Annotated in this window: 14 protein-coding genes and 1 tRNA gene; all 15 read right to left on the bottom strand. The window is 38.6% G+C overall.

Features of this window, described 5'->3' with window-relative positions; all coding sequences use genetic code 11:
• Positions 1–165: 165 nt before the first annotated feature.
• Positions 166–2166 carry a glycoside hydrolase family 97 protein gene (locus BUC12_RS01130; protein WP_062175341.1) on the bottom strand — a complete coding sequence of 667 codons (2001 nt, stop codon included), beginning with the start codon at positions 2164–2166 and terminating at the stop codon, positions 166–168.
• Positions 2167–2284: 118 nt separating this feature from the next.
• Entirely contained in the window at positions 2285–4603 is a 2319-nt protein-coding gene (locus tag BUC12_RS01135) for a glycoside hydrolase family 3 N-terminal domain-containing protein (protein ID WP_062175342.1), read from the bottom strand.
• A 44-nt stretch (positions 4604–4647) separates the two neighbouring features.
• On the bottom strand, positions 4648–5814 hold the full coding sequence (locus tag BUC12_RS01140; protein ID WP_062175343.1) for an AGE family epimerase/isomerase: 1167 nt from the start codon (positions 5812–5814) through the stop codon (positions 4648–4650).
• Positions 5815–5821: 7 nt separating this feature from the next.
• Positions 5822–7258, bottom strand: coding sequence for an MFS transporter (locus tag BUC12_RS01145; protein ID WP_062175344.1), 1437 nt, complete (start codon positions 7256–7258; stop codon positions 5822–5824).
• Positions 7259–7284: 26 nt separating this feature from the next.
• On the bottom strand, positions 7285–8502 hold the full coding sequence (locus tag BUC12_RS01150) for a glycoside hydrolase family 27 protein (protein ID WP_062175345.1): 1218 nt from the start codon (positions 8500–8502) through the stop codon (positions 7285–7287).
• Positions 8503–8507: 5 nt separating this feature from the next.
• Positions 8508–9803, bottom strand: a complete 1296-nt coding sequence (locus BUC12_RS01155) for a glycoside hydrolase 5 family protein (protein WP_082141857.1) — start codon at positions 9801–9803, stop codon at positions 8508–8510.
• Between the two features lie 31 nt (positions 9804–9834).
• Entirely contained in the window at positions 9835–12720 is a 2886-nt protein-coding gene (locus tag BUC12_RS01160; RefSeq protein ID WP_062175346.1) for a sugar-binding domain-containing protein, read from the bottom strand.
• 32 nt (positions 12721–12752) lie between these two features.
• Positions 12753–14528, bottom strand: a complete 1776-nt coding sequence (locus tag BUC12_RS01165) for an acetylxylan esterase (protein ID WP_062175347.1) — start codon at positions 14526–14528, stop codon at positions 12753–12755.
• Between the two features lie 263 nt (positions 14529–14791).
• Positions 14792–15682, bottom strand: a complete 891-nt coding sequence (locus BUC12_RS01170; protein ID WP_062175348.1) for an AraC family transcriptional regulator — start codon at positions 15680–15682, stop codon at positions 14792–14794.
• A gap of 127 nt (positions 15683–15809) precedes the next feature.
• Complete coding sequence (locus BUC12_RS01175) at positions 15810–19883, bottom strand: two-component regulator propeller domain-containing protein (RefSeq protein WP_062175349.1); 4074 nt, start codon at positions 19881–19883, stop codon at positions 15810–15812.
• A 31-nt stretch (positions 19884–19914) separates the two neighbouring features.
• Positions 19915–21072 (bottom strand): Rid family hydrolase, encoded by a 1158-nt coding sequence (locus BUC12_RS01180; protein WP_157257463.1) that lies wholly within the window; start codon positions 21070–21072, stop codon positions 19915–19917.
• Between the two features lie 283 nt (positions 21073–21355).
• Positions 21356–22168 carry an SDR family oxidoreductase gene (locus tag BUC12_RS01185; RefSeq protein WP_062175351.1) on the bottom strand — a complete coding sequence of 271 codons (813 nt, stop codon included), beginning with the start codon at positions 22166–22168 and terminating at the stop codon, positions 21356–21358.
• Between the two features lie 64 nt (positions 22169–22232).
• Positions 22233–22805 (bottom strand): Crp/Fnr family transcriptional regulator, encoded by a 573-nt coding sequence (locus tag BUC12_RS01190; protein ID WP_062175352.1) that lies wholly within the window; start codon positions 22803–22805, stop codon positions 22233–22235.
• 98 nt (positions 22806–22903) lie between these two features.
• A tRNA-Leu gene (locus BUC12_RS01195) sits at positions 22904–22985 on the bottom strand.
• A gap of 96 nt (positions 22986–23081) precedes the next feature.
• Entirely contained in the window at positions 23082–24371 is a 1290-nt protein-coding gene (locus BUC12_RS01200) for an Nramp family divalent metal transporter (protein WP_062175353.1), read from the bottom strand.
• Positions 24372–24608 lie beyond the last annotated feature (237 nt).

Consider the following 24608-nt stretch of genomic DNA (forward strand, 5'->3'; position numbering starts at 1 on the left):
TCAATTTTGTACTTAAAGTTTTAAAATTTGTATCATACCATGTTAAAACATGATATAATTCGTACATTAATAAAAAGCATCATATCCAGTCTGTTAGTTGATATATATATATGCAATAAAAAAGGCTTCAAATTCTGAAGCCTTTTTTATAAAGAGGGGAGAGTATCACTTATATATTTTCATCACATAGCCACCACCTTCAGCCATCGATATTTTTAATTGCCTGTCGGTCGGAATCGCTATTGTTTCTTTCACATAATCACGGGCTACTTTGTTTGCATTTACGCCATCTTTAAATATATCGGCTTTGTAATTACCTTCACCAAGAAAAGAAAGGTCTAAATTTAAAGTCCTTGTATCCCAATTCGTCAAAGAGCCTACATACCAAACATCTCCTTTTTGACGGGCAATGGTGATATATTTAGAGATTTCGCCATTCAACGAAATAGTATTATCCCATACTGTAGGAACAGAGGCTATAAACTCAGTGCATTCTTGTTCATTCATGTAATTAGACGGACTATCACATAGCATGTTTAGGGGTGATTCGAAAATGATATATTCTGCCAATTGACGGCAACGTGTACCTTGGCTCATGGCCTCACTATTAACGGGGCGGTAATTGCCTCTTGTAGCATTACGCATTGCTCCCTGTGTATAATCAACAGGTCCTGCAATCATGCGGATAAATGGGAATGTTACATCATATGTCACCTGGTCAACTGTCTCAAGAGACCATTTCATTTGTTCCAGACCATGTACGCCTTCGAAATTGATTACGTTAGGGAACGTTCTCTGTAAGCCGGTAGGTTTATACGATCCGTGATAGTCGAGCAACATATGGTATTTTGCAGCTATTTCAGCTGCTTTGTAATGGAAATCGACCATCGGCTGATCGTCTCTATCCATAAAGTCAACTTTGAACCCTTTGATACCCATTTCGGAATAATGTTTACAGATACCTTCTATATCTTTATTAAAGGCATAGTAACCTGCCCAAAGTATAAGACTTACATTCTTTTTATTGGCATAATCAACCAGTCCTTTAAGGTCTATTTCGGGTATTACCTGATACAAATCGGCTTGTAAGTTTACAGCCCATCCTTCATCCAGTATAACATACTCTATTCCGTATTTCGATGCGAAATCTATATAGTATTTATAAGTTTCGTTATTTATACCGGCTTTAAAATCGACATTGTATAAGTTCCAGTCATTCCACCAATCCCATGCAACCTTACCCGGTTTCACCCATGAAGCATCAGCTATCTTACTGGGTGTCGCTAATTTGTAAACCATATCGCTGTCTGCTAACTCCGAATCTTTTTCCGAAACTATTACTATACGCCAGGGAAAGGATGTCGCACCATCGTATTTAGCGATATAAGATTCTGCAGATTGGACTTCTCCTTGTAACATGTTATGGCCACCTTGTTTGATTTCTTTGGGATAAGGAGCGAAAATACCGGTTAGGCTATTAGATGTATTTCCGTTATAAAGAAACATTCCGGGATAATTAATCAAGTCAGATTCGGCAATACCCACTTTCTTACCATTTACGCCCTCTACAATCAGTGGAGAGAAAGCTAAACGCTTTGTATCCCATTGCGAGAGGCTTATATGTTCATAAGTATTTTCGAATGAGTTATAAAATTGTTTTTCGAGGGGCTCACGCACTATTTGGACATAGGGTATATAAGCTTTCTGGTCTGCAGGAAAATTGAACACGGCTTGCTCGCTTTCTACTTTGAAAGGCTTTTTAAGGTTAGAAACAAAGCGGTATGCTACTCCATCGTTATATGCTCTGAAGATAACGTCAAAACCATCTTTAAACTTTAGGGTCAGTTCGTTATAATTGTCTTCTATTTTTTTGCGTTTATAGATCGTTACATCTATAGTCTGATTGACAGATTTTGTTGTAGAGCCTGATAATTTTGAGTTAACACCGAATGCGAGTCCTCCTTCAAGTTTCATGGACAATGGCGATTTAGACAGCATCAGGTCTCCGGCATGCGAAACTGAGTATTCGATCGTATTGCCAACCAATATATCGGCATTTAATTTTCCGTCAGGAGATTTCAGTGCAAATTGTTTTTGAGCAAAGCTTCCTGAACTGAAAACAGAAAGGATCAGTGCTAGAACAAGTAATCTTCTGGTATTCTTCATTTTTTAATTTACTGTTTAAGCAACAACCGGAATTTCGGTTGCTACTGTCATGATATTTTATGAGGGATAATAAAAACAGAGAAGATTAGGGAGCAGTGTTTGGCTGCTCCCTCTATATTTACTGTATGTTGAATGCTAGTTTAGCCTTAATATCGGCAGAAGATGCTCCGATTTGGAATTCGAAGTCTCCCGGTTCTACAACACGCTTATTTTGCAGGTTGATAAATGATAAGTCTTTTTGAGTCAATTTGAATGTTACGGTTTTTGTTTCCCCTGCTTTCAAATCTACTAGCTCGAAACGTCTCAGGCGTTTTACGTCCGGAATCAAACTGGCAAATAAATCTGACGAATATAATTGAACAGCTTCTTTCCCTGCAATATTTCCTGAATTAGTCACATCTATACTGATAATGATTTCGTCTTTAGTTCCCAATGATTGTTGACCTGTATTTATCTTAGCATTTGAGTAAGTAAATGTGGTATAGCTTAAGCCATGTCCAAAAGGATATTCAAAATTGTAATCACCTTCATAATTGTATGCACTGTCGGTATTCTCTTGCTCTTCAGCATACTTATGATAATAAGGTACTAATGAGTTAGGGAATGCCGGATAGGTATATGGAAGTTTTCCTGAAGGATTAACCTCGCCGGAAAGCACATCAGCTAAAGCATTGGCTCCATAGATACCGGGTAAATATGTTTGCACGATAGCATCTACCTGAGAGGAGAATTTTGAGATGATGCGAGGACGTCCTTCACTCAAAACAAGTATTACTTTTTTGCCTGCTTTCAAAACTTCTTTTGCTAACTCTGTTTGCAGATCATTCAAGTACAAATCGTCTAAATCACCCGGTTTTTCACAATAAGAGTTTTCTCCAAGACAAAGGATTATGTAGTCTACGCTTTTTGCAGCCGCTACAGCTTCGTCAAATTTATCTTTGTGTTCTGTAGCCCATTCGGTTTTTTGAGCATAACTTACTCCGGGTACGTATGTCACATTCTCTTTACCATATTTTGCTTGAATAGCCTCCAAAAGGTTTAGGTAATTATCTCCGAATTCATCAATCTTTTCACCTTGCCAAGAGAATGTCCATCCTCCATTCAAAGAACGTTTGCTTACTGCATTAGGGCCGGTTACTAATATTTTAGCACCTTTTTTGAGAGGTAATATATTCTCATTGTTTTTCAACAAAGTAATACTTTGTGCAGCCGCATCGTATGATGCTTTCTGGAATTCTTTAGAGTTAAATTCAGGATAATCTTTGCTTAGCGTATTAGGTGCATTAAACAAATTTAGTCCAAGCTTAACAGCTACTACTCTTGTAGCAGCATCGTCGATACGCGACATCGGAACTGATCCTTCGTTTACTAATTCGGTCAGAAGGGTACAGAATTCTACATAGTTATAAGGTATCATCGACATGTCTATACCTGCATTGATTCCGGCTTTGATAGCTTCTTTTATTGACGGAACCATCTTATCCCGGTTATACAATTTATTGATATCTTCCCAGTCGGTAACGATCATCCCTTTGAAGCCCATATCTTCACGAAGAAGTTTTGTCATCAGATCAAAACTGGCATGTACGGGTTCGTTGTTGATAATTCCCGAATTGATCATCACAGTATGTACACCCGCATCAACAGCTGCTTGGAAAGCAGGAACATGATATTCTAAAAGTACATTCATCGGAATATAAGCCGGAGTACGGTCTTTTCCGCTGATAGGTACTCCGTATCCAAGAAAATGCTTCATGTTAGCAGCAATCTTATGCGGATTACCGATATTATTATCGTCACCTTCAAGGCCTTTAACTAGTTCATAACCCATAACAGAGGCTATATACGGATCTTCACCAAAAGCTTCGTATTGTCTGGGGAAACGAGGATCGGGACCTAAATCAAGAACCGGAGAGAACGTCCACGGGACATTGCTGGCTCTGGTTTCGTATGCGGTGATTTCTCCCATCTTACGGGCATGAACGGGATTCCATGTAGCAGCCAGATTTATCTCCTGAGGAAACATTGTGGAACCTGCTGTATAGGTAGCTCCGTGAATTTGATCCAGTCCATAAATAACAGGGACTTTCATCCGGGTTTCGTTCATTGCTACCTGTTGGATCTTAGCTATAGCATCCGACCACCATTCGGGTGTACGGGCTCTTGTGTTAGGTGCATTCAATATAGAGCCTATATGGTATTTGACCACAGCTTCGCGAAGTTTATCCATATCTATCTCCAATGTACTTGTCGGTGGGGTATCTTGTCCCTTACAAACAATGTCGATAGAAATTTGAGACATTTGTCCAATCTTCTCGGCTAAAGTCATTTTTGAAACTATGGCAGCTGCTTGTTTCTCGACATCACTTGTAACCTGAGCGTGAGCTCCTGCTATAAGGCTTAACGAGGCAGCCATTACTGCGAATGTTTTTTTCATGTTTTGATTATTTAAATAATACAAAAAGGTATTAAGTCTTTTTTTTATTCGTATCCAAAGTGTTCGATCATTTCAAAGCACATGCGGCTGTTGTGATACGGACATTTCCAGAATCCGGCTTTGTCATCTTTTGTGTTAATGTTTCCATCGGGTGAACGGCTCCAAATCCATTCTCCTTTAGCTTTATCTACAATATTTGTTTGTATATATTTCCATAAAAGCTCTGCCTTTTCTAAATATTCAGCTTTGTCAGAGTTTTTAAAAGCATACATATAGCCTACAACTCCTTCGGCTTGTACCCACCAGTGGCGATCGAGTTCCATGTGATTCGCCTTTTTTTCATAGATAAGACTGCCATCAGCCTGTAGACCTTCTCCGGCAGTATCTGCTATTTGAAGCGATAATTCTTTTATTTTTAATAAAAGGTCTTTATCGCCTAATACCTCAGCAGCTTCATATAGCAACCACGAGGCTTCGATGTCATGTCCGTATGAAATCGCAGGAGATTTGATATTCCAATCCTCATCAAAGAACAAATTTAGATGGAAATTTGAGTTATCCAGTATCTTGTCAGTAAAGATAAGAATTAAACGTCGTTGAGCGTCTTTCAATTCAGTATTATCCCATATTCGGCATAAGTTGGTATATGGCTCTAATACATGCAGGTGAGTATTCATTGTTTTTTTCTCATTTGCATCCTTATCACTCAATCTCATGTCCTCAATCGGATTCCAATCTTCGGTATAAGCTTCCAGATATCCTCCACGTTCTTTGTCATAGCACTTTTCGAGTAGAAAGAAGAAGTCTTTGGCTAATTGCAATGCTTCGGGAGAACCTGTAGCCCGGTAAAATTCGGAAAAGCCATATAATGCAAAGCCTTGAGCATATGTCTGCTTTTTTGTATTAACAGGATTGCCCTTATAATCCAACTCCCAGTATACACCTCCGTGCTTTTTGTCTATAAAATAAGCATTGATGTAATCGAAGGCTCTCTGTGCTATTGCTTTGTAGGTTTCATCTTTCAGAAGCCTGTAAGCCGCTGAGAATGTCCATAGTATACGGGCGTTGAGTACAACCCCTTTATTCGCTTCGGCATGAAGATTGTTTTCACCATCGATACGCCCGTAAAAACCTCCGTTAGCACCATCCTGCATATTATTTATCCAGAATGGTAATATATTATTGACTAATTCGTCTTTAAAACCGATCATAATTTTATTAGTTTAATTTACCTCGTTTTTCTTCCAGTTCCTGAGTAATTTCTTTAACTTTTTTCTCAGAAAGAGGATAAACCATCATACCGATAAATGCTAGTAAGCAACAAACAGCAGGAAATATGCTTATCATAAGCTTTTCGCCGAAGATGGTTTCCATACTTTGTTGAGCTATTTCAGGGTTGTATTTGAATATCGATAGTACCCATCCTGTAAGAGCTGCTCCTAAAGCCCATCCTAGCTTTTGAGACATAGATGAGGATGAAAAGATCAGTCCTGATGCACGGCGGTTTGTTTTTAGTTCCTGATAGTCTACTATATCGGCGAACATACTCCAAAGAAGAGGTAATACATATCCGGCGCAAACCGAGATTAAAGCTTGCAATAATAAAATCCATCCGATTTGATTCGGGATAAAAAAGAACACAATACTGAGAGCCCCTGCGATTGCTATCGATATCATATATGTTCTCTTCTTTCCATACTTAGAAGATAGGGTAGGAGCCATGATAACACCGACAAGGTTTGCCGCTTGTCCTACAAGGAAATAAATTGTAGTCATATCCCAACCTGTAAGAGGCATACGATAATGAAACTGTACATAATCCCTGAAATAATATATGGCAACTCCGTCACGTACGGCATTAAATAATAAAGCTGCTAACCCTGTTGCAACCAGAATCCACCAGGGAGAGTTTTGGAACAAGTTCTTTAGGTCTTGTTTTACTGAGGTATTCTCATCTTCGTTTACAGGTTTTACACGTTCACGTGTCCAACTGAAACACAAGAAGAATAAAACGGTGCAGATAATACCGATAGTTGCTACACCTAAAGTCCACCCTATTGGGGATGTACTGACAGAACTTTCCTGTACCTGCTCCAGTGTATTTTGTACCTCACCTGAACCAAAAGCTTTTGCATATCCGTCTATAAGCGGTTGTAATAGCATAAATGTAATAAAGCTACCGATAAAGGCGAAAGACATACGGTAAGATGACAGAATATTCCGTTCTTGTGGATTGGAAGACATAACACCCAACAATGACGCATAAGGAACATTGATGATCGAGTACACAATCATCATCAGAGAATATGTTACATAAGCGTAAATCAGTTTTCCTGTTTCGGCAAAGTCGGGTACGAAGAAGGTAAATACACCCATTACAGCGAAAGGGATCGCAAACCAAAGTAGGTAAGGACGGTAGCTTCCCCAGCGCGTTTTTGTGCGGTCAGCCATGATTCCGACAAACAGGTCGAAAAATGAGTCCCATAAACGTGCTATCAGAAACATCGTTCCCGCTGCCGCAGCTGTGATACCGAAAACATCGGTATAGAAGAACAGTGAATACATTCCGAATATCTTCCAGAACATAGAAGATGCCATGTCTCCAAAACCGTAACCGATTTTTTCTTTTAAAGAGACTTTATTTGTACCAGTCATATATTTTATATTTTAGCTTAAAAAACTTATTTGTATACCCTGACTACTAAGGACTGGCTTTTTTCGAGCCTTTGTTTTAATACCTGCTTAGTCGTTCCTATTTCTTTTTTCTGATACAGGTCTTTTAATTTATAGACATTCTCTTTATTGAATGTGATCTCTTTGTTGAAGACTTCGTCTTTAATGATTTTGTCCGTCCAATCGAATGTTAAGTCAATAGATTCCTGTGAATGGTTAAAGAAACAGATAGCCCATTCGTTATTAACCATCGGTTTTACCCAGATTTCAACATTGCCTTCTGTCCCGTATTTGAAACCTTGTATTCCTAATGGATCCTGATTTATGGCAATTATGTCTTTGTTGGTAAGAACTTCGAGTGTTTCTTTTGGTATATTTCTTATATCATTACCCAAAATCAGAGGCGAGTTAAGTATTGCCCATAAAGCTAAGTGTGTTTGCTCTTCGTGTACGGTAAAAACTCCGTTACCTATTTCGAGCATATCCATATCGTTCCAGTGTCCGGGACCTGCTATTTTGCGGAGCATTTCCTGATCTCTCATATTCACGATATTAATAGCTCCCCACGAGAAATGAGTTCCATGATCGTGCGCACACTCAAAACAATTGTAAATGTCACCTGTTGTACGCCAGCTATGCCCGATTGGAGGAGCCCAGTTCCAAGGATCGTTGTCTCCCCACTCACAGATACTTAATAGGATAGGACGACCTGCTGCATAAAGCGCATCGCGCATAGTTGTATACGCTTCTTCGGCGTTCATTTTACCGGTGCTACACCAGTCATATTTCAGGTAATCGACACCCCATTCTGCGTATTTCAATGCGTCTTGGTATTCGTGTCCACGGCTTCCGGGATAACCGGCGCATGTTTCTGAACCGGCGCAATTATATAATCCGAATTTTAAGCCTTTTGAATGTACATAGTCAGCAACCACTTTAATCCCATTCGGGAATTTTTCGGGATGTGGGACAAGATTTCCCTGAGCATCACGCTTCATATCCATCCATCCGTCGTCTAACAATATATGGTTATAGCCGACATCTTTAAGTCCTGAACTAACCAGAGCATCAGCCATTTCTTTAACCATCTGTTCATTGATGTTGGTTGCAAATTTGTTCCAACTATTCCATCCCATCTGTGGTGTTAGTGCAAGACTATCGAACTTCTGAGAAAATACACCAAACGATAAAAGAAGTAATGCTATCGATATAATACCTTTTTTCATATTTATTATTTTAGCTGGTCTGAAAACTCTTTAATTACTTTGATAGTAGAATCTGTATTGAAAACAGAGTTTAATCCTTGTTCTTCTTGTGAAGGATCGCCTACATAATCGTCCCAAGGTTTCCAGAATTCGTGAGCCGGACGTCCGAATCCACCCCATGCCCAGAAGTTACATCCTGCAAAAGCTCCGGTTTCTTTATAAGAGGTAACCAGTTGGCTGAATATATTGCGGTAGTATTTATCACGTGCAGTAGTAGGATCATCCAATGTGTATTTATGGTTATCGCGAGGGAATCCGAATTCTTCTAAAACGACCGGTTTGTCTAATTTTGCTGCAATTGCAATGTGTTGTTTCATATATTCGTTGGTTTTCTCGATACCAACATCTACCGATCCGGGTATGTTGGCAATATCTATCCAACTCCAGTTCTTAGGCCAGATGTGCATAGTCAGGTAATCTACATTCTTGTCCGCATGAATATCTACGAAAAGAGCAGAATCCATTTCACACCCCCATATACCTTCAGATCCGATAGAAATCAAGTGATTCTGATCTACGGAACGTATTACGGCTGCCGCTTCTTTTATCCATTTCGCAAATGCAGGTTTAGCTTCGTCACTGAAAGCACGGGGCTCATTACCAATTTGCCACGACATGATAGTGGGATCATCTGTATATTTTTCTCCTGTGTACCCGTTGGTTCTTGATATAACGGCTTTTATATGGTTATGAAAAAGTGTATGGCAACTATCACAATCTGCATATTTCGCAACTTGCTTTACAAAAACAGGCCAGTCATGTACACCTTTTTCAGGTACATCGCCTTCTCCAGCCCAATTAAGATACTGTCCGTATCCACCGCTCCATTCCCAGCTGTTGTTAAGGAATAGTACCGCATGCATGTCACGCTTTTTCATTTCGGCAAGCAGATAGTCCAGCCCGTCAAAAATAGTATCATTATAAACACCCGGCTCAAGTTGCAGGGTAGGCATGATTTTAACCTCTTGTCCAGCATATCCGTCTGCTCCGACAAGAACACGAAGGTTTGTTATACCGTTTTCTTTAAAGAAATCGAGCTCTTTGTGCAACCGGTCACGGTTACCGCCTTGTCCGGTAGATCCAAGTATAGCTCCGTACCAGAAATTGGTTCCTATGAAATAGTAAGGCTTACCGTTTATCTCGAAGTGCCCTCCGTTTTGCTTTACAAACGCGGGCTCGTTGGATGTAGTGTCTGTACTTTTTTTCTGACCACACGAGAACATAAATAGTGCTGTAATAGTGAGAAGTATTAGTTTTTTCATCATTTTAATGTATGTTTTATCTCTAAGAGGATTATTTATATTTTGAAATATTTTGTAACAGGGCAATTTTATTAGTAGATGTAGCCGGACTAAATAATTCGTTTAACGATTTCATATCTATTTTAGAAGCAGGCTTAAAAGCATCCGATTTCATGTAATTCATGATACTAAAAAACAGTTGCTTAGCTTCAGGTTTATCCATGGCAGCATCTAAATCGGCCATACAGACCAGAAGTTTACCGCTTTCCATCTGGAATTCGAAAATCAGCCCTAGTTTATGATTCCGTTCTATATTATCAATCACCTGTACTATTGGATGGTATTCAGAGGGCATCTTATCCATAATCAGAGGATAGCTATTCTTTATAATAGGAAACCATTGCCAGCTGGTATGAAATTCTGTAGGAAAATCTTTAAAAATAGGATGTTCCGGATTAGTCAAAATACCCAGCGTTCCGGGCGAAACTGTTTTCTTTATGTTTTCGCTGATTGTTTTAAACATACGGTAATTCCAGTAATCGGTCTGGAATAACCCGCCTACAGTAGACTTAGTGTATTGTTTTTGGTCAGGATACCAGAAAACACTTTCTCCATTTTTGAGTTTGCCTATAGCGTAAGCATCCAGTTTTCTTGTTACCGTAATATTCTCTGGAATTTCTATTTCGCCTCTTGGAGGATATACCCACATCGGGTATGTGTTTTTGTATTCGGTTCCGGATATGTTTAAGCTCAATAAAATCTTTTGTGCTTTATCTATAGAAGAAAGATCCATCTGTATTGCACCTAAGTCTATCAGGCCTTGCTGAGTTGAAGATATATTCAAAGTGCCGTTTCCTATTGTTTTGCCGTTCTCTCCGGTTACTATCCATTCAAGCTTTTTGCCATCCAGTTTTGTTTCTGAATAATTGGCAATTTTTATCTCGCCTGTCAATGTTTCATTTTTAGTCCAGCAGAACTTTTCCGAAATAAACAAGGGTACTATAGGTGAGCAAAATTCTCTCCACTCTTCGGGTGCAACAAGTCCTTTACTATCCATAAAGGCATCCAGAATACCGACAAAAGCCGATCCTTGTCCCGGATAGTCCTGTAGGTCTAATAACTGGAATCCTCCAAAACCTTTGGTTCTTAAATCCATCTCGATATCAGCTTTATAAAGCTGCACAGCCCATTTACCCGAGGCCTTGAAAAAATCGTCAGCCTGATCAAGCATCCCTGCTTCTTCGAGCCTTTTCTTAAATATTTCAAAGTTTCTGGGTTGTAATACTCCGGTATATTTTTTTATTTCGTTGTAATCGGGATATACTTGGAATTGCCCTGTCTCATGGCTGATTACAGGAACAGTACATCCTTCTATCGCTTTCGAAAAATCCATTACCGAATTAGGATACGTATGGTTGATATAACCTCCATCATAGGCATCGGCAAAAGAAAAGGATCCTCTTACATGGGTTTTGTATGGCTCGTCATCTCCCGATCCTCCGATTCGGCAGGTCACCAGAAAGTCTTCTCCGGGAATCTGCCCTTCATATCCCAAAAAGTTATTGGCACCAAATGCATATAGGTGTCTGTTACTATCTATTTCACGGAATGTTTTGATTAACTTATCCATCGCTTCCTGATCACCGAACAGTTCGTTGCCAAGTGCGAACATCACAAAAGAGGCATGGTTACCAAATTCGTTCTGGATATTTATTCCTTCTTTACTTAAGAAAGATAGAAGCCTGTTGTCATTCTTATCCATTGTACCCCAGAATGGTAATTCGGGTTGCAAATAAATTCCTTCTATATCGGCAGCCTCAAAGCAGGCCTTAGGCGGACACCACGAATGAAACCTGTAATGATTGATTCCGTATTGTTTCGCTGTCTGGAAATATTTTCGCCAAGTATCCACATCCATAGCAACATGGGCTGTCAAAGGGAATACGCAAGCATCGTGCTTTCCTCTCAGAAAAGTTATATTCTCATTAATCGAAAATTGTGTACCTTGTACTTTAAAGTCGCGAAGCCCGAAGCTTACTGTTTGCGAATCATATAGCTGGTCTCCATTTTCCAGTGTTATGTCTAAATTATATAATGCAGGATGAAATTCGCTCCATAACAGAGCTTTGTCTCCCAGATTATATGTTATTTCAAATTCATCTTTAGATAAATCTAAAGCCTGATTTACTACTTCAGCATTATGTTTTTGGTCTGTATTCCAAGCTTGAGCTTCCAGTCTGAGTTGAGCCTGACTTATTTTTTCAGGATTAGAAATCTTTACTATTACTAAGACTGATTTGTCTTTCGCATTGGGATATACCTGAATGTCTTTGATATGCATCGGATTTACAGCTTCGAGATACATCTCACCAATGATACCATTCCAGTTTGTTTGTGTAGATTCTGTATAAGCATGTGAGTTGGCTATTACCTGTGGTGGTACCGATTCCCCGTTATCAACCATGATCGTTATCTGGTGATTTCCGGGAGATGCATATGCAGTTAGATCGTATATCTGACTGGTAGAAACATTGTCATTCGTTCCTACTTCTTTTCCGTCTATCCAAACGGTAGTTGGTTTGGTACGTTCCAAAAACAGACTGATATTCTTTCCAGTCCATGATTCGGGTATATTTATTTGTTTTTGGTACCAAGCTTTACCTACATAACTATATATGCGCGAAAGGTAGGTAGTCTCGTCCATCTTGGTGTTGAGTATACCTTTCTTGTTCGTATCGGTGGTCCCCGGTAAATGAACCGAGTCTGTAAAGTTTAAAGTTTGCCAGTTTTCCGAAATTCCCTGATTAAGTGAGTCTAGTTGAAAACTCCACGACCCCTGTAAATCGATACGCGGGCGCTCGTATAGCTTATTGCTTTGATTACAAGAGTATCCTGTAATCAAAGCAATAAGTAGGAATATTATATTGTATTTTCTCATGATTCAAATTAAAGTTGGACAATTAGATGATGTTATTCCTGTACATTCAGTTTCTCTCTGAACAATGCCATCATAGCATCATGAAATTCGCTACCAACACTATGCCCATGATGAGGAAATGCCATCCAGCGTTTTTCTGATTTCACCTGATTGTATGCCGCAAAATTTATATGTGGAGGGCAAACTTCGTCCTGAACGCCAATACCCATAAGTACCGGGCATTCGATCCATTGAGCCAGATTCTTTATATCGAAATAGGTAAGCAGGTCGTATACATTATCCCATTTAGCTTCCGGATGCTCTTTCATATAGTTGTCAAAGTCACTTCTCGGCCAGTTTACAATTTTGAAATAATCACGATAATCTGACAGAAACGGTATATTAGGAGCAGCTACCTTTACTCGTTTATCCAATGACGCAGCAACAAATGACAATGCGCCACCTTGGCTGCCACCTCTGACTGCGATCTTCTCAGCATCTATTTCGGGACGGCTGGTTACGAAATCAAGGGCTCTCACAACATCCAGAAATGCTCCACGGTAATAGTAGTCCTCTTTCTTGTCCAGTCCGTATGTAATCCATGTTCCGAAACGGTTTGTAGGTAAATTCAATGCCTGACCTCTGATTGATAGAACGAAATATGCAAATCCATCCCATGTCTGATTAGGAAAGTAAGGTAATGAACCATATCCCATATATTCGACAATTACAGGATGTTTGCCTTCTTTTTTAGGTTTGGCATAATACCCTTGGATAAGTTCGTTTCCGAAAGAGCGCATTTCTACCCGATACATATCGTAATCAAGTTTAGAAGCTTCGGGTACAGGAATCAATTTGTAATTTGGTGCAACTTTAGCCAGTTCTTTCAAGTTGTTATCCCAGAATTCTTTAAAATCAGCTTTCGCATCCAAAGGGGAACTGATTTTCTCCGGTTCGAAGCCTACGTTGAATTTCTTTTCGCATACTACGGTTGTATCTCTTTTGAATTGAACTGTATATCTGTAGAATCCCGGATTAGGATCTTTTAATTCGAAAGAATGGGAAAATGTACCATTACCATCAATTTTAATAGCTGACGAGTCTGTTTTTACCGGTTGAAAATTGTCTGTAGTAAGAGTTACGACCAGATTCCCTTTTACCGGCCATGTGTTTTTGTTATCTATGTTTACTTTGATACTGATTGGATCAGGAGCCATAAAAACATAGTCTTGGTCTGCCACATCAACATTTAGCGATACCTTGTCATTTGTTTCGGCTGAAGATATACTGAGTTTTGCTCCGGCTAAAAAGCCTCCTGTCCCCCAACCATCGTGAAACTTAATAGCTATCAGGTTATCCCCGCTGAAGTTGATGTTTTCTTCTCCGATCAGGTAATTTCTTTCTCCATCGTTATAGCCCATATAATTCGGGGGAAACTCGCCGGTCTTACCAACTAGTTTACCATTGAAATACACTTCGTCTGTAGCAGCTAATTTGCCCAAATGAAGCACAATAGCTCCTTTTTCCTTAATGGCAGACTGCAAACTGTCCGATAATTGTACGGTTTTTCTATACCATCCAAATCCATTGTCTAGTTTTATACCTTTGTCTTTCAGTAAGCTGTCGGTCGATACTATGATCCATGCTGTATCATCAAAAGTTGTATCTGTCCATAGGCTATCAACACCCTCTCCTGCATGAAATTTCCATGCGTTATCGAAGTTATCAGTAACTTTTGAGGTAATAATTTCTTGCACTTCTGTTTTGCAAGAAGGAAAAGCCATGGCCATCAATATCAAGCCAAGGAGTATCAAGCTTTTATGTTTCATAATTGATATGGTATTATTTTTGATTTTCAATTTTACTTTAGCTCACTCAAGGTATATTTACAAAAATAGGGTAGTATCTTTTATTTAAGTAGTACTATATTATCTATTGGTGATACTTTTCTTCCTGTTTGCTAAAATGGGGATAAAGCCTTAAAGAAAGACATATTTTTCATTTTTATACAAATTAGGGATGTGTCCGAATAGTATTATTAGGACTGAACACAATACTATCTTGTGCTAGATTTGTATCAAATTGAAAGAAATTAAATTACTTGCTTTTTCTTTCTGTAATTTTCCCTGAATTCTTTTGGAGAGCATCCTTTTTTCTTTTTAAAGATACGGTTGAAATTAGAGAGGTTATTAAACCCGCTTTCGTAGCAAATCTCCGAAATGGTCATCATCGTATCCAGAAGCAGACGGGCTGCCTGTGCCAAACGGATATCAATAATATAGTCGGATAATCCGCGACCTGTTCTTAGTTTAAAAAATCTGCTGAAAGCGGCCGGAGTCATATCGATCAAAGAGGCAAGTTGTGTTAGCCGTATTTCTTCTTTGTAATTATCATTTATATGTTTCTGTATTTTTTGTATACGATGGCTGTCTGAGTAAACTCCCATTTTCGCATAGGCCGAACTCGATAGTGTTTTTGCTTCATCGGCAAAAAGAGAAAGTTCATGCAGGATAGTAAGAAAGTTAATTACTGCATAGAAGCCATTACGCTCTCCCGATAGCTGATCGAGTAGTTGATATACTTTCATGATAGCAGCCATAGGGAAAGATATCCCTAATTGAGCTTTTTCCAACATGGCCCGTATAGATTCGAATTGGTTTTTATCGATAAAGTTAGAGAAGAACAGGTCGGGTGAGAATTGTATTGTGATTTCGCGAATATTCTTCGACTCACATAGGTGTTGTTCCCATACATGTTCCAGATCTTTGCTGGCTATCAGCACCAGATCATATTCACCGATGATTTCTACGGAGTCTCCTACGACCCGTTTTACACCATTTGCATGGGCTACAAAGTTCAGTTCGAATTCCGCATGCGAGTGCATGGGATATGTAAATTCTGTTTTATGCCGATCGGCAATGTAGAAACAGTCTTTTTCCGACAAGGGAGTAACTTCGGTTATGGCAGCTAGATTTGAGTTCATATATATAAAATACAAGGTAACAATGAATACTATTTCAAAATCCAAATTTATGTTACCTTACTGAAAGAGGCTTTCAAATTTGTACCATAAACTTTAAAAAATGTATCAATCGCAAGTGTAACTTGTATTATTTAGACTTTTGCTCGCTGTTTTTGGTATACGCACTTGGAGGTACTCCCCAGTAGGAGTTGAAGCTACTGCTAAAATAAGACAAAGAGTTATACCCGACTTCATACGCAACTTCGGAGATTGTAAGAGATCCCTTTTCCAGAAGGTATGCAGCTTGTTTCATGCGTATAGTCTTAATTAATTCGACAGGACTTTGCCCCGTTAGAGTTTTTATTCTTCGATGGAGATTTGTTCTGCTTATACTTAAATGCTTTGCCATATCTTCGACCGAAAGTGTAGATTCGGAAATGTTGTCTCGTATATAACTGATACTATTTTGCAGAAATGCATCATCGGCGTTTACAACATCAACTTCCTGTGCTTCGAGATTGAGCATACGGGTAAATTTCTCCCGCATCTTTTGCCTGGTCTCAAGCAGCTTCTTTATGCGGATACGAAGATAATCAGTTCTGAATGGTTTGACAATATAGCTGTCTGCTCCGGTTTCCAAACCCTCCAGTCTTTGTTCTACCTCATTATTTGCAGTGAGCAGAATGACAGGAATGTGACAGGTTTCGATATTTTCTTTAATTATCCGTGTAAATTCAATTCCGTCCATTTCGGGCATCATTACATCTGTAATAATCAGGTCGGGCTGTAAAGTCTCTAAACGGTTCAGAGCTTCCCTTCCATTATTTACTTCATCAATGATGTACCTGTCCACTAATTCATGGCGAATGTACATTCGCATATCAATTTCGTCTTCGACTAATAAGATCAGAGGCTTGTCTTTTCTCTCAGGTTCATTTTTGACCGGAATAGTCTCGGCTATTTCTTCTTCTATTCCGGATAAGTCCTTTTCGGAATCAGATGGTTGCCAGGGCTGTTCGTTACAGTCTTCCGGATCGAAATGGTCTTTTCCTCCCAAAATATGCAGAATAAAGGAGCTGCCGGAATCGGGTTCACTTTGAACCTCAATACTTCCATGATGCAATTCCACTATTGTTTTAACAAGGTGCAGGCCGATTCCGGTACCGGAGCCTTTCGAGTATTGTCCTTGATAAAAGCGATCGAACAAGTATGGCTGCTCATCTTGATTGATTCCGGTTCCATTATCCTGTATGCTCAATATGATATCGTTATCAGGTTGTTTCGATATGGAAATGTGTATTTTTCCACCTTCCCCTGTGTATTTTAATGCATTGGATAAGAGATTGTACAGGCATTTTTCGAGTAAATCGGGATCATACCATATAATTATATCCTTCGAGTTATAATCTAAAGACAGGGATATTTGTTTTCTGTGTAATACATCTGAGAATATACCTATAAAATCCTGAATAAACAGGACAAGGTTTATCGGGTGAACTTCTATTTCTATTTTATTGTTTTCGGCTTTTCTTAAATCTAATATCTGGTTGATAAGCCTCAATAGCCTGTTTGCGTTGCGCAGCATCATCTTCATGATATGTGAGCGTTCTTTATCCGGCTCTGATTGCTGCATTTCTTCAAGTGGAGCAATAATCAGGGTTAGAGGAGTGCGGAACTCATGGCTGATATTAGTAAAGAACTGCATTTTGTTCCGGCTAAGTTCTTCCTGTTCTTTAGCTCTTAACCGTTCCATTTTCAATTCATTTTTATCTCTCATCCTGATATAACTTATCCACATAATAGTTGCTATGATAAGGACGAGTATAAGGATATATCCCAGCTTAGCCCACCATGTAAGCCATAACGGGGGAAATATCTCTATCGAAAGAGTCGTTATATTCTTTCCTTGTTCTTCCGGAATATTACTGGCATACACATGAAATGTATATTTTCCCGGTGGTAGATTATTGTATGTTACACTTTGCTGTGCATCGGGTGATGAAAACCATTGTTTGTCGACACCTTCGAGATAACACATGTAGTAGACAGATGATTGATATTTAATCTCCGGAGATGAAAAGTGCAGGGTGAAACTGTTATCGGAATATTGTAATTTTATCTCATTGGTATACGGGAGAGCCTTATTCAGTATGGTATGCCCTTTATACGGTTTTCCGACAATTATCGGTTCATTGAATATTTCCAGATCGGTGATATATACCTTTGGTGATAATTCTCTTATATCCAGTTTTTCGGGATAAAAGGCATAGCTTCCGTCTCCTGCTCCAAAGAATATTTCGTTTTCAGGACTTATATAACATGACGAACGGATAAAATACGTTCCTCCCAGATCGTTATTATTCAAAAAGTATTTTATTTCTTCGGACTTGGGAAGATAGCAGATAATTCCTTCGTTGGTACTGAGCCATAACTGATCTTTGTAAGAAACAATACCATCGATAACAATATTACTGAAACGCCCTGATAGGCCGTAATTCGCAAAAGTATTTCTCTGTGCATTATATTTATATAGACCCGAAGTTGTTCCGATCCAGATATTCCCTGAATTGTCTTTGTTGATACTGTAAATAGTAAGGTTGTTTACTGATGTCCCTTTTTCGTAACTGGTAAATTTCCCGGAAGGAATATCAAGCCTGCAAATTCCCGAGTGAGTCCCGATCCACAGTGTATTTTCGTCTTGCAGGAACATGCACGTAACATTGTCTGATACCAGCCCCCGGTTTTTAGTCGAAGAGTAATTCGTGAAAGTTTCGGTCGAAGTATTGAAATAGCTAATACCCCCACCGTCGGTCCCTAACCACAAGTTGTTTTTTCCGTCTTCTAAAATGCATCTCACATAGTTATCCGGAATTGAATTTTCATTTTCGGAATATTGATATACATTAAATCCACCCGAGGCTTTGTCAAAACGGCACAACCCGCCGATATATGTTCCTGCCCAGATTGTTCCTTTGCTGTCCTTTATCACAGCTACAACAGCATCGTCAGGTATCGATTTAGGATCTGCCGGATGATGTTTATAGTAGGTATATTTACCTGTCGATTTATTAAAGAAGTTAAGTCCTCCTCCATCCGTAGCAAACCATATATCACCATTGTTGTCGGTGGTGATTCCAGTGATCTGTCCATAACTCAAAGAGTTAGAGTTGTCATAACTTCTTTTGTAATTAATAAATCCTTTCGGTTCTTTTGGTAACAGGCAAATACCATCATTGTACATTCCAATCCATAAATCGCCATTGGCATCCTCGAGGAAACAGTGCATTTTACTTCCGTTTATCTCGTTCTTTAAAGGAGAGATAGCCGGATGCCTTAGTACATTCTTTCCCGAGTTGTCTATATAGAAAAGTCCTTCACCTTCGGTTCCTATCAATACAGTTCCGTCTTTCATCGATTCTGTAGCAAAAGCTGATACTCCCAAGTTAGTTTTCATAAAAGACTTGGTCATCTGGTTAAAGATGTATACACCAGTTCCCAATGTTGTAACAACAATATTTCCGTTGCTTGCCTGACATACCTTTAATATCGCATTAGTTGGCAGATCGCTATTTTCGGTATTATAGTAGTGGAATATGTCTTTTCCTGGGTCGTATATGGTGATACCATTATCAAATGAAGTAAACCAGATATTACCGTCTCGGTCTTCCATTATGTGCCGGATGGCTTTGCTTGATAATTTGCCTCCGTCGGGCAACGATTTGTACAAGACACTTTTCTTCGTTGTTAAAGAGTATTTTAATACTCCGATGTTGTAAAGACTAAACCAAAGATTCTTTTGAGAATCTTCAAAAATCCATAAGAAAGAACTTCTAAGCATCATTTCTATGGATTGCCCCAAGAATACATTGATGAAATTATTTTTTACCCTATTATAATATTGCAATCCCATCATTGTGCCTACCCATAGAGTACCTTCCGAATCACAATACACTGATTTTACATTGTTATGGGAAAGGGATGAGAAGTCCCCATCTTTCCTTTTATATATCGAAAAGCGGAAACCATCGAATTTATTGAGTCCGTCTTCAGTTCCGATCCAGACAAAGCCCTCCTTATCCTGTATAATACAGCTAACCTTAGTACTCGAAAGGCCCTGTTGAGTTCCTATCAACTTGGGTGCCTGATATTGAGAAGGTTTTGCTTTTACAAGATCAAAGATTCCTGATAATAATATGAATATAAATATCAGATTTTTTGTCATGGATATTTTATCAATATACTTTTCTTAAATTTCACTTGAACGGATTGTATTGCATATTCCCTTTTCCTATTGCAATTCCATCCAGCTCCATCAGCCATTGAGGCCTGCAAATAGAACTGCGTACATATACTCTGGGGATATCCGCAGGCAAGATTTTATCTGCTATGTTTCTGATCTCTTCTGTACACTTAGCATCCCGAACGTAGAAAACAAGATACATAAGGTCGGCAAAAGATAAACCACTATTGTTTAATAATGCTTTGAAGTTAGCCAGAGCCTGCTCTACTTGCTTGTGAATATCACCGATATGTATGACTTTTCCGTTTATGTCTATACTGGCAGTTCCGGACAAATGATAATGCGTTCTGTCTCCGAATTCGACTTTTAGTCCTCTTTCGAAAGTGACCCCGTAGCTTATTGTCGAAGGCATATTATCAACAGCTTCCATTTTTACTATCTGATCATCATCCAGTCCTGAATAAATAAGGGCATCCAATACAACGAGCCTTTTGGGATCCCACGATCGTCCTTCTACACCGGTACTTGCCGGATAATACCTATCCATGCTGATAAGTTCGAAGAAATCTTTTCTTTTTACAACAAATGGTATGTAATTATTATCAATATCCCTCACTGATACCCATGTCCTGATAAGATCTTTTTTGCCTTCTATATCAGAATAACTTTTTTCTAATTTATTCAGAATGATTGCGGTTTGTTCTCCGGGGTCGTTGCTTTCGGAAGATCCGCAATCCGCATAAAAATACATACCGTAGTTCTGTCCCCTGAATGCTAGAGAATTAGGGTAGTTGTTGTCAATCCGGGAAAGGTGTTCTTTATCTGTTTTAAGAAAATGGCTTACAATAGAAACCTTTGCACTGTCAAGCGGTTCTTTACCGGTCATTCTAACCGATCCTGCAGATAAATTATTATATATATCAGATCGACAAACTTCTTGGTACTGATTTTCAACATCGCTCAGAAAGAATCTTGTATATATAGGAGCAAAGCCTGTAAATTCTTTTCTCAACAACAAGTTATTATATTCTAAAGAAAGACTCTTTAACGCATCATTAAGGGGCAGATAGGGTTGAGTTCTAAGAATTAGAAATCCTTCGTCAATCCCATTGTCAGTAGTATATGTTACGAATTGGGTTAACCCTTCGTTTAAACAATGTCTTTTAATCATTCCAGTCTCCATTTTATTCATGCAAATTCTTGCTATCAAATCACCTACAGATAAATTCTGCCATCTGATTTTGCTTAATTCGGATAATTTAAATTAGAAGTATGTGAAAAGAAATGTTCTTTATGGTTTCATACAAAGATAATATTTCATGATAAGCCTGCTTTTGTTTTAGGCAATTTTATATATTTAAAATTATCAAGAATTGGTTTTATTAATAGAGAAAAGTGGCAAGAAGAGAGAATCTTCTTTTTGCCACTTTTAGTGTAGGTAAATTTTAATTGTATTATAATCTATTGATTTTCTTTATTATGCGGCGGAATATGGACAAGGGTAGAAGCCAGTTAAGGAGCAAAGCTAGCTTAGTTGTAGTATCGGTTGTATATCTCAGTCCGGAACTTTTACTGTTGACTGCTTTATAGATTGTCTCTGCATCAAGTATAGGAGAATATCCATTCTTTAAATTTTTAAGCTGTGATTTATAGCCTTTTACAAAACTATTCTGATACTCTTCAGGGTAGTTGTCGAAAGTAATGCTTGATAGTGATTCATAAAGATTGGTTTTAACCACACCCGGTTCAACTATTTTGACCCGTATCCCCAAGGGTTCCAGTTCATAATAAAGACTTTCGCTAAATCCCTCCACTGCCCATTTTGAGGTGTGATATACCGACTGGAAAGGAAATGTAGCCCGTCCGGCAATAGACGAGATATTCACTATCGTACCCGATTTATTCTTTCTGAAATGGTCTAAAATGCTTTTTGTCGTATATATAACCCCATTAATGTTTGTTCTTATAATGTTATCGATAGCGTTATCAGAAGTCATCTCTAATGGACTGGTCGTATAGATACCTGCATTGTTTACAATTACATCTATCTTGCCAAAGTCGTGAATTACTTGCTGGATACAGCCATCTATAGAGTCTTTATCTCTTACATCTAGCAAGTAAGCCTTTATATTTTTATTTTCTGAGAATATGGAAAAGTGCTTGGTGTCTCTCATAGTTGCGGCTACACGCCATCCTTTGCTAGCAAATAAAAGAGCAGTTTCTTTCCCTATTCCGTTTGATGTTCCGGTTATTAATATTGTCTTCATATTTACTGTTGTTTTTCGACAAAGGTAAATCTGGCAATAGTCTGAACTCCTTAACAAATGTTAGTTAATTCATTTTCCTTATACGGCTTAGCGATTCGGGTTCTATTCCAATAAATGAAGCAATATATTTTACGGGTACATTCTGAAGTATATCCGGATGGTTTTTAAGTAGTTTCATATACTTGTCTTGTCCGGTCAATGTTAGCTGGTCGATGACCCTTTCTTCCTTTTCAATCAGCGCGCTTTCGAGTAATTTCCGCCCAAAGTTATGCCATTCGTAACTTGTTGAATATAGTTTTTCCAGATCGGATTTTGTAATCCATAAATATTCGCAATCAGTAATCGCTTGTAACGATTCTTCTGCTTTCGTGCCTAAAAAAAAGCTATTTAATGATATGGCAAAATTATCGGGGGAGTATAGATGTATGATCAATTCTTTGCCGGAATCGAGCATCTTGAAATATTTTAAATACCCGGAAATTATGAAGAAAGCCTTGTCGGTATACTCCCCGGAACTAATCAATGTTTTCCCTTTTTCTGCAAATTCATACTTGAATACAGTTCTTACTAATTCTTTGTTTTGCTCTTCAAGCTCAATATAGCCTGATATTATATTATAAAGTTTACAATATTGCATTCCTTATGAGTTTAAAGTGGTCGATAGGCATAAAAATAGATAATTATAAGAAACAAAAAAGCGACAAAAAGAAGAAATCTTCAATTTGTCGCTCTCAGTGCGGATGAAGGGACTCGAACCCCCACGCCTCACGGCACCAGATCCTAAGTCTGGCGCGGCTACCAATTACGCCACATCCGCGGCTAATATTGCGTTAGCGGGTACAAAGATAATTATAGTTTTTAGAATTCAAATAAATAAGGCGATATTTTTTGAAAAATGTACCCCCTCCTTTGTTTATTCTGTGATCCAACCGGTAGCCAGAGTATATAGCAACCAAATATTAAGAAGCGTTACAACCGAAGCTATAATATATAGCGTGTATTTCGTAGTCGGACGATTGGCATATTTGCCCATCACTTCTTTTGACGAAGTTAGCCTTACCTGTAAGAATACGGTTATGGGTAATTGCATACTTAACACAGCTTGGGAAATAAGGAGCCCTTTGAACGGATTTGTAATTAAGAATATAATAAGTAATGCAACACCTAATGAAATGACTACACCTGTACGCGAATGTATGTCCTTGATGTTATATGGTTCGTCATACATCCCTGCAAAAATTGACCCTGCGGCAATTCCTGAGGTCATTGATGATGAAATTCCGGCAAAGAGTAATGCTATTCCGAATATAATAGCGGCTGCATTGCCCAAAAGAGGTTCGAGGAGGCTTTTTGCCTGTTGCAGGTCATCTACGACTATTCCCTGTTTATGAAAAGTTGCGGCAGCCAATAGTATCATCGCACTGTTTATAGCCCATCCTATAACCATCGAGAATAAGGTGTCGAAAAACTCATATTTCAATTGCTTTTCGATAACATTATCGTCTTTTAGGTTCCATTCACGGCTCTGTATGATTTCCGAATGGAGAAACAGGTTGTGTGGCATAACTACTGCACCCAATACGCTCATGATAATGAGTATACTACCTTGAGGTACTGACGGAACAACCCACGATCGGGCAGCTTCACCCCATTCTATATCGACAAGAAATAATTCGTAGATAAATGATAGTCCGATAATGGAGACGAATGCAATTATATATTTCTCGATCTTTTTGTACGAGCTCGAGAACATCATGCAGAACACGAATATAGTTACGAGTACAGCAGCAACCTTTATTGGTATCCCGAAAAGCATATTTAGAGCAATGGCTCCACCCAGAATTTCAGCCAGAGAGGTGGAAACGGATGCAGCTATCGCAGACCATAATACTATTCGCGACCCTGTTCTGGGAAGGTACTTGTTTGCAGCTTCCGATAAACAGAGACCGGTAACTATGCCTAAGTGAGCCACATTGTGCTGCAATAGAATTAGCATGATGGTTGAAAGAGAAACAACCCAAAGTAATGTATATCCAAACTCAGACCCTGCCGCAAAATTGGAAGCCCAATTGCCGGGGTCGATAAACCCGACCGTAACCAACAAGCCCGGTCCTATATATTTAAAAAGATCAAGAGCACTCGATTTTAACTTGGTGTCTCGTTTTGTATAATCTTTCAGTATTTTTTTCCAAAAATGTATCATCGATAAAAGAATTCGAAAGTCTTGTTTTTATAGTGATAAAATCCAATGCTTATAACAACGCATTTAGAGCTTAACTTGTTTTCCCATATTTCGCAATCTTTATTTTTCCTATACTCTATACTGCCATATCTTGCTATCAATAAACTAAGATAGAACTTATTTTGGTTTGTAACATTTTTTATGTAAAAAAATATTGATTGAAATGAGGCTGTGTTTTTATTCCAATTTAATATTTTT

Origin of the sequence: Indolivaga macrotermitis, assembly GCF_900128985.1 — a bacterium.
Lineage (GTDB): Bacteria > Bacteroidota > Bacteroidia > Bacteroidales > Dysgonomonadaceae > Dysgonomonas_A > Dysgonomonas_A macrotermitis.